Raw genomic sequence first — 15,797 nt, 5'->3', positions numbered from 1 at the left:
TCGTCACTCCTCGCTTGAGTCCTGCGCCTCGAACGCCTTCAGCGTTTCCAGCTCCATGGCGTCGACCAGGACCTCGCGGGGCTTGCTGCCGTTCGGCGGCCCCACGACTCCCTTTTCCTCGAGCATGTCCATTATACGCCCGGCGCGAGAATAGCCAACTTTCAAGCGCCGCTGGATGTTCGACGTCGACCCCAGCCCGCTCGAGACCACGATCTCGGCGGCTTCCCATATGAGCGGGTCGTCCGACGTGCACGAGCCCCCGCTGCCGTCGGGCTGAGAGGCCCCCAGCGTGATGAGGTTCGTCTGCAGGATCTCGGAGTGGTACTCCGGCTCGCCCTGCTCCTTCAACATGTCCACCACGGCGTTGATCTCGTCCTCGGACACGTAGCAGCCCTGGATGCGCTGGGGCTTGGCCAGCTCCGGCTTCGAGAGCAGCAAGTCTCCCAGGCCGATGAGGCGCTCGGCGCCCGGCGTGTCCAAAACGACGCGGCTGTCGATGCCGCTGGCCACGTTGAAGGCGATGCGGTTCGTGATGTTGGCCTTGATGAGGCCCGTGACCACGTTCGTGGACGGGCGCTGCGTGGCCACGATGAGGTGGATGCCCGCCGCACGCGCCAGCTGCGCGATGCGGCTGATGGAGAACTCGACTTCCTTGCCCACGTTCATCATGAGGTCGGCCAGCTCGTCGATGATGATGACGATGTAGGGCATCTCCTCGCCGAGCTCCGCGGCGGGCGGCTCCTTGCCGGCGTCCTCAGCCTTCTTTATAGCCGCCTGCTCGGCCTGCACCTTGGCGTTGTACTGCCCGATGTTGCGCGCGCCCACCTTGGAGAACACCTTCAGGCGGCGCTCCATCTCCGCCACGCCCCACGACAGCGCGCTCGCGGCCTCGCGGGCCTCGGTGACCACCGGCACGTAGAGGTGTGGGATGCCGTTGTACGGCGTGAACTCCACGCGCTTGGGGTCGATCATGATGAAACGCACCTCGGCGGGCGTGGCGCGCATGAGGATGGACATGATCATGGCATTCACGGACACCGATTTGCCGGAGCCCGTGGTGCCGCCGATGAGCAGGTGGGGCATTTTCGCCAGGTCCGACACGATGGAACGGCCCTCGACGTCCTTGCCGATGGCCACTTGCAAGGGCCCGGCCGGCGCGTCCTTCAGCACGTCGCCCAAAAGCACGGTCTGGCGCGTGCGGTTCGGCACCTCGATGCCGACGTAGTTCGTGCCGGGGATGGGCGCGAAGATGCGCACGCCGGGCGCGGCGAGCGCGAGGGCGATGTCCTGCTCGAGCGCCGTGATGCGGCTCACGCGCACGCCGGCGGGCAGGTCCACCTTGAAGAGCGTCACCGTTGGTCCGGCCACCCAGCCCACGACCTCGGCCATGATGGCGAAGCTCTCCAGCGTCTCCTGCAGGCACTCCGCCGTCTCGGAGAGCTCGGCGTCGGTGGCCTTGTCCTTTTTGGCCGACGTGCTCGTGGCCAGGATGTCGAAGGGCGGCAACTGGAACCCGTCCTCGGGGCGCGGCGTGGCGAGCGGCGTGGACGCGGCCGACGACGCCTTCGCGGCGGCCGGGGCCTTCTTCCCGGCGTCGGCTTCGGCGCGCGCGCGGCCGAGTTTGCGCGTCAGGGGCTGCTCGACGGCGTCGGGGGCGTCGAAGGGCGCGCGTCGGGTGCCTATGACCTGCGTTTCGAGCGGGGACGAGGCGCGCTTCGGCTTGGCCTTCGAATCGCCGCCGGCGTCCTTGGACGCGCGCCCCTTCTTCGCGCGCGGCAGCAGGTTCGTGACGGCCGCGCCCTCGCCGGCCGTGAGAGGCACGAAGCCGCCCGCCCCCTCGGCGCGCTGCACGCGGGCGTAGGCCGGCGCGCCCAGCACGCCGTCGTCCTCGGAGGACGCCTCTACGCGCTTGTCCTGCACGCGCTCGATGAGCTTGGAAAGCGAGAAGCCGATGATCACCAGCCCGGCCACCACGACGCCGAACATGACGATGCATGAGATGACCTGGCCGAACAGCGTGAAACCGACCCAGGCGACGCCGGCGCCCACATAGCCGCCGCGCGCGGAGAGCTGCGCTGGGTCGAACAGGGCCGCAGGTGCGCCCGTCTCGCCGGGAGCGAACGGCGTGAACAGGGCCAGCAGCACGAGCACCGCCACCAGGATCATGACGAGGCCCACCGCCACGCGTGCGGGCACGCGCTCGCGGTCGAAGCGGATGAGGAAGCTCGCGCCGATGACGAGCAGGAAGAACGGCAGCAGGTAGGCTCCCAGGCCCAGCGTCAGGTGCAGCGCCGTCGACACGAAGGACGTGACCACGGCGTTCGTGGGCATGACGGCCGCCACGAACAGCACCACGGCCGCCACGGCGAACGCAACGCCGGTGATGTCGCGGCGCGCGCGGTCGTCGATGATGCGGTCCCCTTCGGCGGGATGCGCGGGCGCAGCCTTGCCGCCGCCCTTGCGGGCGCTCTTCTCGGCGGGGGACGCCGCCTTGCCCTTCGGCTTCGCGCCGGAGGACGGCTTCGACTTGTTCGATGCGGGTGCTGACTGTCGGGCCACGGCCCAGCTCCTTTATGCTGCGTTTAAAGTGCGTTTCTCGTTCGGTTGGGCGGCCGGAGCGCCGCATGCGCCTGCGCGCATGCGGCCATTATAGCTTAAACCTCCAGCAAGTTCACGATGGCCATGGGGCGCTGCTTCGTGCGCTCCCACAGAAGCGACAGCAGCGCGTCGCGCGCGGCCTTCTTGAGCTCCTTCTGGCCGCCGCCCTTGCCCAGCTGGCGCTTGAGGGCGTTCTTCACGGTGCTGCGCGCGTCGCGCACGAGGTAGTCGTCGTCGCCGCCCGTGATGCCGTGCATCTCCACCTGCACCTCGCCCACCACGTCCTTGCGCTTCGACGAGATGGCGGCCGCGACCGAGGCGAAGCCCTGGGATCCCAGCGCGTTGCGCTCGTCGAGCACGTCCTGCGACGTGTCGCCCACCGACAGGCCGTCCACGAACACGATGCCGCTCTGCACGGTCTCGCCGCGCCGAACGCCCTTGCTCGTGAGCTCCAGGCCCTCGCCGTTCTCGCAGATGAACACGTTCTCCGCCGGCACGCCCGTCGCCTCGGCGAGCTTGGCGTGCGCGCGCAGGTGCGTGGCCTCGCCGTGCACCGGCATGAAGGCGTTGGGCTGCACGATGGACAAGACCAGCTTCAGCTCCTCGGCGCCGGCGTGGCCGGACACGTGCACCATGGCGCGCTTCTTGTCGTAGACGTCCGCGCCGATCTTCGCCAGCGAGTTGATGACGCGCGTGACGGCCTTCTCGTTGCCGGGAACCGGCGTGGCCGAGATGATGACCGTGTCGCCCTGCTCCAGGTCGATGGTCCTGTGCTCGCCGTTGGCGATGCGGGCCAGCGCCGAGAGCGGCTCGCCCTGGCTGCCCGTGCACATGATGACCACCTGCTCGGGCGGGATGCCCTTCAGGTCGTAGGCGTCGACGATGTCCTCGTCGGGGATGTTCAGATAGCCCAAACGCCGCGCGATGTCGGTGTTCTGGATCATCGAGCGGCCCGTGACCACGACCTTGCGGCCGTTGTCGCGCGCGGCGTCGCAGATCTGTTGCATGCGGTGGATGTGGCTCGCGAACGAGGCGATGATGACGCGGCCCTTCGCCTGCGAGATGATCTTGCGCAGTTCCTTGCCCACCTCGGCCTCCGACGGCGTGAAGTTGGGGTTCTGGGCGTTCGTGGAGTCGCTCATCATGAGGTCCACACCCGTCTTGGAGAATTTGGCGAGGGCGCCGAAGTCCGTGGTCACGCCGTCGATGGGCGTCTGGTCGAGCTTGAAGTCGCCCGTGTGCAGCACGTTGCCTGCCGGGCTCTGGAAGAACACGCCCACGGCACCCGGGATGGAGTGGTTCACGGCGAAGAACTCGGCCGTGAAGCAGCCGAGCTTCACCTGGTCGCCGGGCTTGATCTCGATGAGCTTGGCGTTCTTGATCTTGTGCTCGGCGAACTTGCCCTCGATGAGGCCGAGCGTCATCTTCGTCCCGTATATGGGGATCTGGCGGTCGAGGTCTTTCATGAGGTAGGGCAGCGTGCCCGTGTGGTCCTCGTGGCCGTGGGTGATGATGATGCCGCGCAGCTTGTCGGCGTTCTCCAGCACGTACGTGTAGTCGGGCAGGATGAGGTCGATGCCCGGATGGTCGTCGTCCGGGAACATGAGCCCCGCGTCGTCCAGGATCATGTCGCCCTTGCATTCGAACACGGTCATGTTCTTGCCGATGGCGTCCAAGCCGCCCAAGGGGATGATCTTGAGCGTGGCGTTCGGATCCTTCTTGGGCGAATCGAAGTTGCGGCGCGCGTTCTGCTGGCCGCCCTGCTTCTGCTGGCCCGCTTGGCTCTGGCCCGCCTTCGTGAGCTGGGGCCGGTGGTGCTCGATCTGCACGTGCTTGTACGAGCGCGTCTTCTTCTCATCGCCTGAGCGCGCGGCGCCCTTGCCCCCGCTGCGGCCGTTGCCGCCTCTGGACTGCTCCTGAGCGCGACGCTCGGGACGCTGGTTGTTCTGTTGTTCCATAAATTCCTTGTCTTTCCGGTCTTGCGCGATCGGACGCGCATAGACGAAGAGCCGGGTATCCCGGCTTCGCCTCGGCTCCGTTTGCACAGCCCGCGCGTTTCGCAGGGTACTGCGCGCAAGGACGCACCGTATGGGGGCGCGTCCGATCGTCGCGGTTGTCTATCGCAGCGCCGCCCGAAGACGGCGCAACCTTGCATTGTCAGTTCGGACGCTCTTTACGCGTCCAGCACGCCGACTTCCCTCATGATGGCGGCCAAGCGCTCGGACTGCTCGGGCGTGGCGTCCACGAGCGGCAGGCGAACGCCTCCCACCGGGAAGCCCAAAAGCTTGAGCGCCTCCTTCACCAGGATGGGGTTCGACGTTTCGAACAGGCCCTTCATGAGCGGCATGAGCGCCTCGTTCGCCGCGGCCGCCGCCTCGAAGTCGCCGGCCGCGCACAGCTCCACGATCTCCTTCATGCGGGCGGGCGCCACGTTGCCGATGGTCGAGATGACTCCGGTGCCGCCCAGCTTCATGACGTCGAACGTGACGGCGTCGTCGCCCGAATACACGGCGAAGCCCTCGGGGGCGGCGTCGATGATGGCCTTGATCTGGTCCATCTTGCCCGACGCCTCCTTGACGGCCACGATGTTGCCGCATTCGCGGGCCAGGCGCAGCGTGGTTTCGGCCTCCATGTTCACCACGCAGCGACCCGGGATGTTGTACAGGATGATGGGCAGCTCCACCGCGTTCGCGATGGTGCGGAAGTGCTGGTAGATGCCCTCTTGCGGGGGCTTGTTGTAGTACGGCACCACGCACATGAAGCCGTCCACGCCGAGCTCGGCCACCTCGAGCGCGAAGCTCACCGTGTCGGCCGTGCAGTTGTCGCCCACGTTCGCGATGACGGGCACGCGGTCGCCCACGGCCTCCACCACGGCGCGGAACAGGTCGATCTTCTGCGGGTAGAACACGGTCGGGCTCTCGCCCGTCGTGCCGTTGATGATGAGCGAGTCGCTGCCGCCGTCCACGAGACGCGCGGCGAGCGCCTGAACCTTGTCGAGGTCGAGCTCGCGGTTCTCGTCGAACGGGGTGACCATGGCCGGGATCATACGGCCGAAACGGGGCTGCGACATGCTGACTCCTCACCTAACTGCGCGGCGGCGGGTGGAAACGCGTCCACGCGCCGAACCTTGCCTAACGTACAAACGTTTATTATGCCATGGACGCGACCTGCGGGCGCGCTCACGCCATGAAGTTCTCCAAACCTACAATCAGGCCCGATCGCTCCCCTACGCTGCGGATGCCCAGCAGCACGCCCGGCATGTAGGACTCGCGGTCCCAGGAGTCGTGGCGGATGGACAGCGTCTGGCCGAGCGAGCCGAACACGACTTCCTGGCTGGCGACGTAGCCCATCGAGCGCACCGAATGCACCGGCACGCCCGCCACGAGCGCGCCGCGCGCACCCTCGGCCCCGTCGATCTCGGTCTCTCGGCCGGGAGCCTCGCTCGCGCGGCCTCCGCGCGCCTCGGAAATGATCTCGGCCGTGCGCACCGCCGTGCCCGAGGGTGCGTCCTTCTTGTTGCAGTGGTGGAACTCCAGGACTTCGGCCTCCGGGAAGTACGGAGCGGCCGCCTTCGCGAACTCCATCATGAGCACGGCGCCCGTCGTGAAGTTCGGCGCGTAGAACAGGCAGGTGCCCTGCGGTGCCAGGGCCGCGAGCTCCGCGAGCACCTCGTTCGACAGGCCCGTCGTCCCCACCACGCAGTCGACGCCCGCGGGAAGCGCCGCGCGCAGGTTGCCGGCCACGACAGAGGGCTGCGTGAAGTCCACGAGCACGTCGAAGTCCGCGCCCTCGAGCGCCTCGGCCACGCTCGCGAACACGGGGAAAGCCCCGTCCTGCGCATGCGGGTCGATGCCGCAGGCAACCTCCATGCCGTCGGCCGCGCCCACGGCGTCCACGACGGTCGAGCCCATGCGCCCCGCGCACCCCGATACTGCGACTTTTATCATGTTCCAGCCTTTCGCTTTGCGATTCTATTTCCATCCTACCACGCAACGCCGAGCGCCCCGCGCATTGTTGCCCCGACGGCACCGAGGGTCGGAGTGCGGCGGACCGCGCTCGAAAGAAAAGGGCCGCTTGCGCGGCCCTCCCGTTGGTGCTTTCTAGCCTTCGTGACGGCGGCGCGGGGTGCGGTTGTTGCCGTTTCCGCTGCCGTTGCGGTTGCTGCGGCCGGGACGGTTGTCCTTGTCGCCGTGGTCGTCGCGGCGCGGGCGGTCGCTTCGCTCGCGGCTCGGCGCCGAACCTTCGGGGGCGTCCGGCTTGTCCAAACGGTCGAGCGAGATCTTGCCCGTCTTCGGATCCACCTCAAGCACCTCGACCTTGATGACGTCGCCCAGGGTGAGCACGTCCTCCACGGAGCCCACGCGGCCGTTGGCCACGCGGCTGATGTGCAAAAGGCCGTCCTTGCCGGGGGTAAGCTTGACGAAGGCGCCGAAGTCCTTGATGCCCACGACCTCGCCGTCGAACGTCTCTCCCACCTCGGGCTCTTTCACGATGCCCAGGATCATGGCCTTGGCCGCCTCGCCGGCCGGGCCCTCGATGGCGGCGATGTGGATGGTGCCGTCCTCCTCGATGTTGATCTGGGCGCCCGTCTCCTCCTGGATGCCGCGGACGACCTTGCCGCCGCTGCCGATGACGTCGCGGATCTTGTCGACGGGGATATGGATGGTCTCGATGCGAGGCGCGAACTGCGAGAGCTCCTCGCGCGGCGCCTCGATCTCTCCGAGCATGGCGGAGAGGATGTGGGCGCGGCCCTCGCTCGCCTGCGCAAGCGCGCGGGCGAGGATGTCGACGGACAGGCCCTTCGCCTTGTTGTCCATCTGCAGGGCGGTGATGCCCTTCTCGGTGCCGCACACCTTGAAGTCCATGTCGCCTAGGAAGTCCTCGATGCCCTGGATGTCGGAGAGGATGACCACGTCGTCGCCCTCCTTGATGAGGCCCATGGCGATGCCGGACACGGGCGCCTTGATGGGCACGCCGGCGTCCATGAGGGCCAGGGTGGAGCCGCAGGTGGAGGCCATGGAGGACGAGCCGTTGGACTCGAGCACCTCGGACACCACGCGGATGGCGTAGGGGAACTCGTCGGTGTCGGGCAGCACCGGGATGAGCGCGCGCTCGGCAAGGGCGCCGTGGCCGATTTCGCGGCGCTTCGGCGCGCCCATGCGGCCCGCCTCGCCGGTGCAGTACGGCGGGAAGTTGTACTGGTGCATGTAGCGTTTGCCCTCGGCGGGGTCGATGGTGTCCAGGCGCTGCCACTCGTTCAGCATGCCCAGCGTCACCACGGAGAGCACCTGGGTCTGGCCGCGCTGGAACAGGCCCGAGCCGTGCACGCGGGGCAGGTAGCCCGGCTTGATGTACAGCGGTCGGATCTCCTCGGGCGTGCGGCCGTCGGCGCGCTCGCCGGTGGCGATGACCATGGCGCGCATAGCCTTCTTCTCGAGCTTCTTGAGCTCGGCGGAGATGTCACCCTTCCAGGCGGCGCGCTCCTCGTCGGAGAACTGCTCGGCCTTGATGCGCTCCTTGAGCTCCTCGACCTTGCCCATGCGGGAGAGCTTGTCGGCGTCATGCAAGGCGGCGGACATCTCGTCCATGAACGGGGCCACGCGCTCGGCGATGGCCGGGTCGGCGACGTGGACGGGCCACTCGACGGGCTGGATGTTCGCGCGGTCGAGGAAGCGCTGCTGCACCTCGCAGAACGCGGCGATGGCCTCCTGGCCGAACGCCATGGCGGCGAGCATGTCCTCTTCGGAGATCTCGTCGGCGCCGGCCTCCACCATGGAGATGTAGTCGGCGGTGCCGGCGATGGTGAGCTCGAGGTCGGAGTTCTCGGATTCCTCGAACGTGGGGTTCACGATGAACTCGCCCGTCTCGACGTCGCGGCCTATGCGCACGCAGGCGGCCGGGCCGTCGAAGGGGGCCGCGCCCACCATGAGGGCGGCGCTGGCACCCATGACGCAGATGGTGTCGGGCGGGTTGACGCTGTCCACCACGAGCGTCGTGCACACGACGTGCACCTCGCGTTTGAAGCCGTCCACGAAGCCAGGGCGGATGGGGCGGTCGACCATGCGCGCCGTGAGCGTGCCCTTGTCGGAAGGACGCGCCTCGCGCTTCAGGTACCCGCCGGGGATGCGGCCGACGGCGTACATCTTCTCGATGAAGTCGACCGTGAGGGGGAAGAAGTCGTAGTCCTTCTCCTGTCCGATAACCGCCGTGACCAGCACGGTGGTGTCGCCTTGCGTGACGAGCACGGAGCCCGTCGCCTGCTTGGCCAGTTCGCCCGTCTCCAAGCGGTACTCTTTGCCGTACAGCTCGAAGGATTCGACGATTTTTTCCATATGCACGTTCTTTCTCTTCGCCTTGACCGCCCTAGTGCGACCAAGCTTCTTCGGCTCCGTCCGCTCCCTGCGGGCGGGCCGCGAGCAGAAGCGCCCTTGCGCTTCCGACCGCCTCTACGTTTTCAATCCCGTTGTCCGAACGGGATGCGACGCCTATGCGAAAAAGCCCGCCTGAGCGGGCTTTCGTAGCTAGATGTTGTCGCGGATGCCGAGCTTCTTGATAAGGCTACGGTATTCCTCGATGTCACGGCCCTTGATGTACTTCAAGAGGCCGCGGCGCTTGCCGATGAGCATCATGAGGCCGCGCTGCGTGTGCTTGTCCTTCTTGTGCACCTTCAGGTGCGCGGTGAGGTTGCGGATGCGCTCCGTGAGGATGGCCACCTGCACCTCGGGGCTGCCCGAGTCGCCCTCGTTCTTGCCGAACTCCTTCATGAGCTCTGCGGTGCGCTCCTTGGTGATGCTGAGCTTGTCTGCCATGTTCTCCACCTTTCCTGCAGCGCCTTTGCGCCGCCTTCCGCCGCATCCCGCCCTGTCCGGACCGGTGCGTGCTCGTTGCGCTCCCCTCTGGGTGGGCATGCGGTGAAACATGCGGACCAAGCGGGAAGTGCCTGCGTTTTCGCAGCTGACCCATTGTAGGCGAACGCGCGTCTGCGGGCAAGACGGGTCGGGAGCGCCCACAGGTTGCCCACATTGCGGGCGGTCTCGACGCGCGCGGATGCGCCCTTCGCCGCCCCGGCCGAGCGAAACGCACCCCCCCTGTGGCGTCACGCGAGGTCCAGCTCCATGAACACGTCAGCCATCGGATTGTCGTCGTAGCGCTCGATGTCCCGGAAGCCCAGGCGCCGGTAGAGCGCGATGGCGCTCGTGGACGTGGACATGGTGTCGAGGCGCACGACGCGGTAGCCGCGTTCGCGCGCGTGGTCGATCACCCGCTGCGCCAGGCGGCGGCCCAGCCCTCGACCCTGGAGCCGTTCGTACACGAACAGCGTCTTGAGCTCGCACGCCTCCGGGGAGAGCCGGCGGGCCCCCGCGCAACCCACTACTTCGCCGTGGTCGACGAGGCACCAAAAAGCCTCGAAGCTCGCGTCGACGTCGAGCAAGTGGGCGTGACGGCCCTCGGGGTCGAAGGAGCGGCCCGACTCGGGCAGGCAGTTCGCGAGGAACCCGAGAAGCGGCTCGCGGAGGGAGGGACGGTACGGCTCGAGATCGATCATGCGAGGGATCCTTTCTTGCACGGCGGGGCCTTTAGGACGCCGCGTTCGCGGGCGGCACGCTCGGGCCCTGCGGGATCCATACGGTGAACGAGGTGAGCCCCGCGTCGCTTTTCGCGTAGATGTCGCCGCCATGGGCGCGGGCGATCTCCCGGGCGATGGCCAAGCCGAGCCCCGCGCCCCCCTCGCCCGAGCCGCGCGCGGCGTCGGCGCGGAAGAACTTCTCGAAGATGCGCTCGAGGTGCTCGGGGGAAAGCTCCCGGCCCCGGTCGGTCACGGTGAGCTCCCACCACACGAAGCCGTCCGGGGCGCACACCAAGCCCGTCCGCACGCGCACCTCGGTGCCCGCGTCGGCGTAGGCCACGGCGTTCTTCAGCACGTTGTTCAGCACGCGCGCCACGCGGCCCGCGTCGGCGAACACGGAAAGCTCCTCGGGCCCGTCGTAGACGAGGGCGAGCGAGCGCCCTTCGGCCAACGGGTAGAACTCCTCTATCACCTGGTTCACGAACAGCGCGCCGTCGAAGCGAGAGCGCTCGATGGGAATGGTCTGCAGGTTGTAGCGCGTGATCTCGAAGAACTCGTCGAGCAGCTCCTCCAGGCGGTACGCCTTGGCCAGCGTGATGCCCGTGTAGCGCGCCCGCACGTCCATGGGCAGGTCGGGCGACTCCTCCAAAAGCGTGAGGTAGCCGATGATGGAGGTGAGCGGCGTCTTGATGTCGTGGGCCAGGTACACCACCAGCTCGTTCTTCCGCTCCTCGGCGGCCTTCGCGGCGCGCTCGTTCTGCTCGCCCTCGGCCTTGATGTTGTTCAGGAACAGGGCCGTGGGGGCCAGCTCGCTCGGCAGCATGACGGGCCCCTCGCGCTTGGCCAGCACGTCGGTCACGGAGTCGAGCAGCAGGTCGAAGTAGCGCAGCGCCCGGTTGATGCCGGAGCGCACCACGTACACGATGCCCACCACGAACCCCACGGCCACGCACAGCAAAAACAGGTTCGCGATGGTCGTGTGGGCCCAGTAGCTCTGCCCCACGAGGTTGTACACGAAGTTCGAGAGCGGCGAGCCCAGCGTGAACATGAAGCCGAAGAACAGCACGAGGTACACCACCGCAAACATAACGACGTTCACGAGCGTGCGCCGCAGCACGGCGTTCGAGAGCCGCCTCGTCTGGTCTTGCTTCGCCAGGTCGAACCCGTTCGAGTCCATCGCGCCCTCCTCATTAGCCCAGTTTGTAGCCCACGCCCCACACCGTCTCTATGAACTCCTGCGACGAGTCGACGGCGGCCAGCTTCTTGCGCAGATGCCTGATGTGCACCATGACCGTGTTGTTGCTCTGCGCGTTGGCCTTCTCGCCCCATACGGACTCGAACAGGTCGCGCGACGCCACCGGCCTTCCCGCGGCGCGCAGCAGGCAGACGAGGATGGCGAACTCCTTGGGCGTGAGCGCGAGCGGCTCGCCGTGGAGCGTGGCCGAGTACGCTCCCTCGTCGACCGCGACGTCGCGCGCTTCGAGCAGCCCCGCGCGGGCGTCGTCGGCCGGAGCCGCGCTACGCCGCAGCCGGGCGCGCACGCGGGCCAGAAGCTCGCGCGGCTTGAACGGCTTGACCACGTAGTCGTCGGCGCCCAGCTCGAAGCCCACCACCTTGTCGATCTCCTCGTCTTTGGCGGTGAGGAAGATGATGGGCACCGAGCTCGCGCGCCGCAGCTCCCGGCAGCAGGCGAACCCGTCCATGCCCGGCATCATGATGTCCAAAACGACGAGGTCGAACGCCTCGCGATCGTCCGCGGCCAGCAAATCGGCGGCGGCGTAGAACGTGCGCACCTCGAAACCGCTTCCCACGAGCAGCTGCGCCACGAGGTCGGCGATGGCCGCCTCGTCGTCGCACACCGCTATGGTCTTCGCATCCGCCACAGTCCGTCCCTTCGTCCTCGTGCCCTTGCGGCCATTGTATCGGCCTGCCGGGCGCCCGGGTCGCGCACGACGGCAATTTTAAGGAAAACTTAAAGGTTTCGTAGCCGGTTCTTCTGAGACACGGGCCCTCGACATGCGGATACTGGAGGAAGAGGCGGAAAGATAGGTTGCCTGCGTAGGGGCGCTCTCCAGAGTGTCGAACGATGGGGGCTCCTCGCCGTCAAAGAAGAAAGGAAAGCGCCATGACGTACACGAACTCGTATCGCTCGCCGCGTCGCGGGACGGCGGCGCACGCCGCGCGCACTTCCGCGACCGCGCCGATGTCCTACGTTGGGAGCCGCGATGCACGCAGCTACTCGCGCACGTCGTACCGCACTCCGACCGCCTCCGCATCGCGCCGGCGGCGCAGCCGGCTTGCGCGCGCGGCGCTGATCGTCTTTCTCGTCGCAGCGATCGCCGGGGCGGGCTGGTACGCCGTCGGCGCGCTCGCCGCGCTCGGGCACGGCGCCGCGGCCGGATCGACGTCTTCGAGCGCGCCCCAGAGCACGCCCAAGAGCGCCTGGCGTGCCGGCGAGGTGCCCGCGCTGTACCAGCGCGACCCCGCCTGGGCGCAAACGGGCTACGCGGGCGACGCCTTCGGCGAGAGCGGGTGCGGCCCCACGTGCCTGGCCATGGCGTACGTGGCGCTCACCGGGCGGACCGACCTCTCCCCCGCCGACGCGGGAGCGCTCTCCGAGCGGCTGGGATGCGCGACGGCGGACGGCACCGCCTGGGCCTTCATGACCGACGGGGCGGCCGAGCTGGGCCTGGTCGCCGAGGAGATCCCCGCCGACGAGGCGTCCGTGCGCCGGGCGCTCGTGGCGGGACGGCCCGTGATATGCAGCGTGGGTCCGGGAGACTTCACCACCACGGGCCATTTCATCGTGCTCGCCGGCGTGAACGAGCGCGGGCGGCTGGTGATACGCGATCCGAACAGCCCCGAACGCACGGCCGAAACCTGGGATTTCGACACGGTGCTCGGCCAGTGCCGCAACCTCTGGGCCTACTCGGCGGCCTGAGCGGCCCGCAGTCCGCGCACGAGCTGGTCGGCGCACGAGGTGGAGCGGCGGCCGCAGGTGTTGCCCTCCAGCTGGGCGGCTATCTCGTCGACCGTCATGCCCTGCACAAGCTTCGACACGGCCTTGAGGTTGCCGTCGCAACCGCCGACGAACTCGATGCGCGACACGCGGTCTCCGTCGAGCTCGATGTTGATGGCGCGCGAGCACACGCCGCGCGGGGTGTAGGTATGCATGCTGCTTCTCCTTTTCGCGAGCCCCCATTATCGCACAGCGGCGCGGCGGCGATCGATTCGATGCGGCGGGCGGGCCGTTTAGAACAGGCCCGAGGTGAACAGGAAGTTGAGGGACTTCAGGTTCGCGCCCACGTGCTCGCAGGTCCACTGCTGGCAGAAATGGAGCACCGCGAACGACGCGGACGGTTCGACGTCCATGGCTTCGATCTCGGCGAACGTCGAGCCCATGAGGGCCCTGCACCATCCGATGGTGTCCGCGGGCACGGCCACGGCCTCCGTCGAGGGCCGGCAGGCAGGGCACACGACGCCGCCCTCGCGGTAGGAGACGAACGTCGTCCCGTTCGGCGGGGCGGCCGCGACGTCCGCGCCGCAGCCCACACACGCCGCCAGGCTCGGCCGCAGGCCGGAGAGCGCCAGGGCCTTCAGCAGGTGCGCCGCGCAGACGGCGGGCGCCTGCGCGGCATCGACTTTGTCGAGCCGATCGAGCGCCGCCTCGGTGAGCGCGAACAGGCGCGGGCCCTCCAGCCCCGCCTGCGTCACGCGGTCGAGGAGCTCGGCCATGGGGGCCGCGCAGGCGGCGTGCTCCAAGTCGCGCCGCAGGCGCTCGTGGGAGGCCATGATGCGCGCCTCCTTCACGATGTCGAGGCTGCGGCCCTTCGAGCAAAGCACGTCGACGACCGAGTACAGCTCGAGGCGCGCGGCGAACGAGCTCGAGGGCTTGCGCGCGCCTTTGGCCACGGCGCGCATCTGCGAGCCGTCCTCGGCGAGCAGGGTGACGATGAGGTCGCTCTCCCCCAGCTTCGTCTTGCGCAGCACGATGGCGCGCGCCGTGTACGTCGCGCTGGCCACGCGCCTAGGAGATGCTCACGATGTTGTTGGAGTCGTCCCAGACGATGGTGCCGCTCTTCTGCTTGGCCGAGCCGCGCACCGTCTCGCCGTCCAACGTGGTCACGGCGGCCGCCGTGACGGTGAACGACGTCTGGTTGTACGCGGTGTACTCCACGCTGTCCACCGAGATGATCTCGTAGGTCGTTCCGCCGATGGAGAGGGTGCCGGCGCTGGCGAGGTAGTCCTTGGCCGCGGCCACGAGCACGCTCGCGCGCGACTTGGCCACGTTCACGGTCACCATTGAGCCGGAGGCCAGCTTCTCGCCGGCGGCGGGATTCGTGCCGACGACCGTGCCCTCGGGCACGTCCTCGGTGTAGTAGTACGCGACCTCGGGCACGTAGGCAGCCTCCTCGAGCGCGGCCTTCGCGGCGTCGAGGGTCTGGTTGGCCACGTCGGGAACCGTGAAGGGCACGGCGACCGTCACGGTGACGTTCGTGGTGGCCTTCGCCTTCTCGCCCGCGTCGGGGCTCACCGCGAGCACGGTGCCCTCGGCCGTGTCGGACTTCTCGTCGACGAAGGTCACGCGCTCGAAGTCCTCGGCCTCGAGGAGCTTGGCCGCCTCGTCCTTCGGCTTGCCCACCACGTCGGGGATGGTGCGCGCCACGGCCACGTGGATGACCACCTCGGTGCCCTTCTCGGCGCGCCAGCCCGCCTCGGGGTCGGTGAGCAGCACGAGGCCCTCCGTCTCGTCCGACTTCACCTGCGTGGCGCGGACGGTGAAGCCCTTGCCCTCCAGCTGGTAGGTGGCGTCGGCGCGCGTCATGCCCGTCACGTCGGGAACGATCTTGCCACCCCACATCTCCATCTGGTACGTGATGCCGGCTGCCGCCGCGGCGGCGACCGCGAGCAGCACGAGCACGATGACGACCACGCGGCCGCGGCCGTGCTTCTTCTCGCGCGGGTCGGGCGCACGGAACTCCTTTTGCTTCGGGGCGGCCTTGCCCTCGACGCGCGGCATCTCCATGGTGCCGCCCGAGCGCCAGGCCGCCTGGGGCGGCGTGTAGCCGGGATCCACGAGGCACTCGTCGAGACCGGAAAGGTCGGCCGTGACCGCCGCGCTCGGCACGCGGGCGTCCCTGCCTTCGTCCTCGGCGCGCGCGTCTGCCGGGTCGGCGTCGTCGATGTCGCCGAAGTCGAACTCGTTGCCGTCCTCGTCCACGTCGACGCCCGCAAGGCCTATGACCGGCAGGCTCGCTGGATCCAAGGGGCCCGAACCTTGCGAGGAGCGCGCTGCGGCGTCTTTTTTCGGCGCGGGCTCGGGAGCGTCGTCCTCCCCGGACGTTCCTTCCCCTGCCCCAGGGGCCTCGGCGGCCTCGGGGACGCCTTCCCCGTCGGGTCCCTCGTCGACCGAAGGCGCGGCGGCGTCTTCGTCGGCCGGCCCATCGGCAGCTATCGAGCGCAGCGTCGCGTCGCTCGTCGAGGCGGCGGCCACCGCGGCCATGCGCCCCGTCAGCGGAAACCCGCATTCGTTGCAGAATTTCGCGCCCTCTTTGTTGTCAGATCGGCAGTTAGGACAGATCATGCTCATGCGTCTCCCTCGCGAAGTCAGCTTCGCTGCGTATTGTACCGG

General features: G+C 68.3%; 13 protein-coding genes. 1 reads left to right on the top strand and 12 read right to left on the bottom strand.

What is annotated here, in order from left to right; genetic code table 11:
- Positions 1–3: 3 nt before the first annotated feature.
- The 9 genes from C1878_RS08565 to C1878_RS08525 all read right to left on the bottom strand — a co-directional run bounded on the left by C1878_RS08565 (position 4) and on the right by C1878_RS08525 (position 12,048).
- On the bottom strand, positions 4–2,559 hold the full coding sequence (locus C1878_RS08565) for a DNA translocase FtsK (RefSeq protein WP_114601186.1): 2,556 nt from the start codon (positions 2,557–2,559) through the stop codon (positions 4–6).
- 95 nt (positions 2,560–2,654) lie between these two features.
- Positions 2,655–4,556 carry a ribonuclease J gene (locus tag C1878_RS08560; protein WP_114601185.1) on the bottom strand — a complete coding sequence of 634 codons (1,902 nt, stop codon included), beginning with the start codon at positions 4,554–4,556 and terminating at the stop codon, positions 2,655–2,657.
- A 215-nt stretch (positions 4,557–4,771) separates the two neighbouring features.
- A complete protein-coding gene (gene dapA / locus C1878_RS08555) occupies positions 4,772–5,668 on the bottom strand; it encodes a 4-hydroxy-tetrahydrodipicolinate synthase (RefSeq protein ID WP_114601184.1) in 897 nt (298 codons plus the stop codon).
- 109 nt (positions 5,669–5,777) lie between these two features.
- Positions 5,778–6,545, bottom strand: coding sequence for a 4-hydroxy-tetrahydrodipicolinate reductase (gene dapB, locus C1878_RS08550; RefSeq protein ID WP_114601183.1), 768 nt, complete (start codon positions 6,543–6,545; stop codon positions 5,778–5,780).
- Positions 6,546–6,698: 153 nt separating this feature from the next.
- Entirely contained in the window at positions 6,699–8,930 is a 2,232-nt protein-coding gene (gene pnp / locus C1878_RS08545; RefSeq protein ID WP_114601182.1) for a polyribonucleotide nucleotidyltransferase, read from the bottom strand.
- 189 nt (positions 8,931–9,119) lie between these two features.
- Positions 9,120–9,407, bottom strand: a complete 288-nt coding sequence (gene rpsO / locus C1878_RS08540; protein ID WP_114601263.1) for a 30S ribosomal protein S15 — start codon at positions 9,405–9,407, stop codon at positions 9,120–9,122.
- A gap of 287 nt (positions 9,408–9,694) precedes the next feature.
- Positions 9,695–10,144 carry a GNAT family N-acetyltransferase gene (locus tag C1878_RS08535; protein ID WP_158539768.1) on the bottom strand — a complete coding sequence of 150 codons (450 nt, stop codon included), beginning with the start codon at positions 10,142–10,144 and terminating at the stop codon, positions 9,695–9,697.
- Positions 10,145–10,175: 31 nt separating this feature from the next.
- Positions 10,176–11,342, bottom strand: coding sequence for a sensor histidine kinase KdpD (locus tag C1878_RS08530; protein WP_114601180.1), 1,167 nt, complete (start codon positions 11,340–11,342; stop codon positions 10,176–10,178).
- A gap of 13 nt (positions 11,343–11,355) precedes the next feature.
- Positions 11,356–12,048 (bottom strand): response regulator transcription factor, encoded by a 693-nt coding sequence (locus tag C1878_RS08525; protein ID WP_114601179.1) that lies wholly within the window; start codon positions 12,046–12,048, stop codon positions 11,356–11,358.
- Positions 12,049–12,290: 242 nt separating this feature from the next.
- Here C1878_RS08525 and C1878_RS08520 point away from each other — a divergent pair, with 242 nt between their 5' ends.
- Positions 12,291–13,106, top strand: coding sequence for a C39 family peptidase (locus C1878_RS08520; RefSeq protein ID WP_241963668.1), 816 nt, complete (start codon positions 12,291–12,293; stop codon positions 13,104–13,106).
- Here the strand turns inward: C1878_RS08520 and C1878_RS08515 are convergent.
- From C1878_RS08515 to C1878_RS08505, 3 genes are all read right to left on the bottom strand, one after another.
- Complete coding sequence (locus tag C1878_RS08515; RefSeq protein ID WP_114601178.1) at positions 13,091–13,339, bottom strand: TIGR03905 family TSCPD domain-containing protein; 249 nt, start codon at positions 13,337–13,339, stop codon at positions 13,091–13,093. The genes C1878_RS08520 and C1878_RS08515 overlap by 16 nt on opposite strands.
- A gap of 78 nt (positions 13,340–13,417) precedes the next feature.
- Positions 13,418–14,188 (bottom strand): DNA repair protein RecO, encoded by a 771-nt coding sequence (recO, locus tag C1878_RS08510; protein WP_114601177.1) that lies wholly within the window; start codon positions 14,186–14,188, stop codon positions 13,418–13,420.
- Positions 14,189–14,192: 4 nt separating this feature from the next.
- Positions 14,193–15,755, bottom strand: a complete 1,563-nt coding sequence (locus C1878_RS08505; protein WP_241963667.1) for a PASTA domain-containing protein — start codon at positions 15,753–15,755, stop codon at positions 14,193–14,195.
- Between the last annotated feature and the right edge of the window lie 42 nt (positions 15,756–15,797).

This window comes from Gordonibacter sp. 28C (genome assembly GCF_003339845.1).
Classification (GTDB): Bacteria; Actinomycetota; Coriobacteriia; order Coriobacteriales; family Eggerthellaceae; genus Gordonibacter.
The sequence above is the reverse complement of the archived record's forward strand: the minus strand, read 5'-3'. Positions and strand labels throughout refer to the sequence as shown.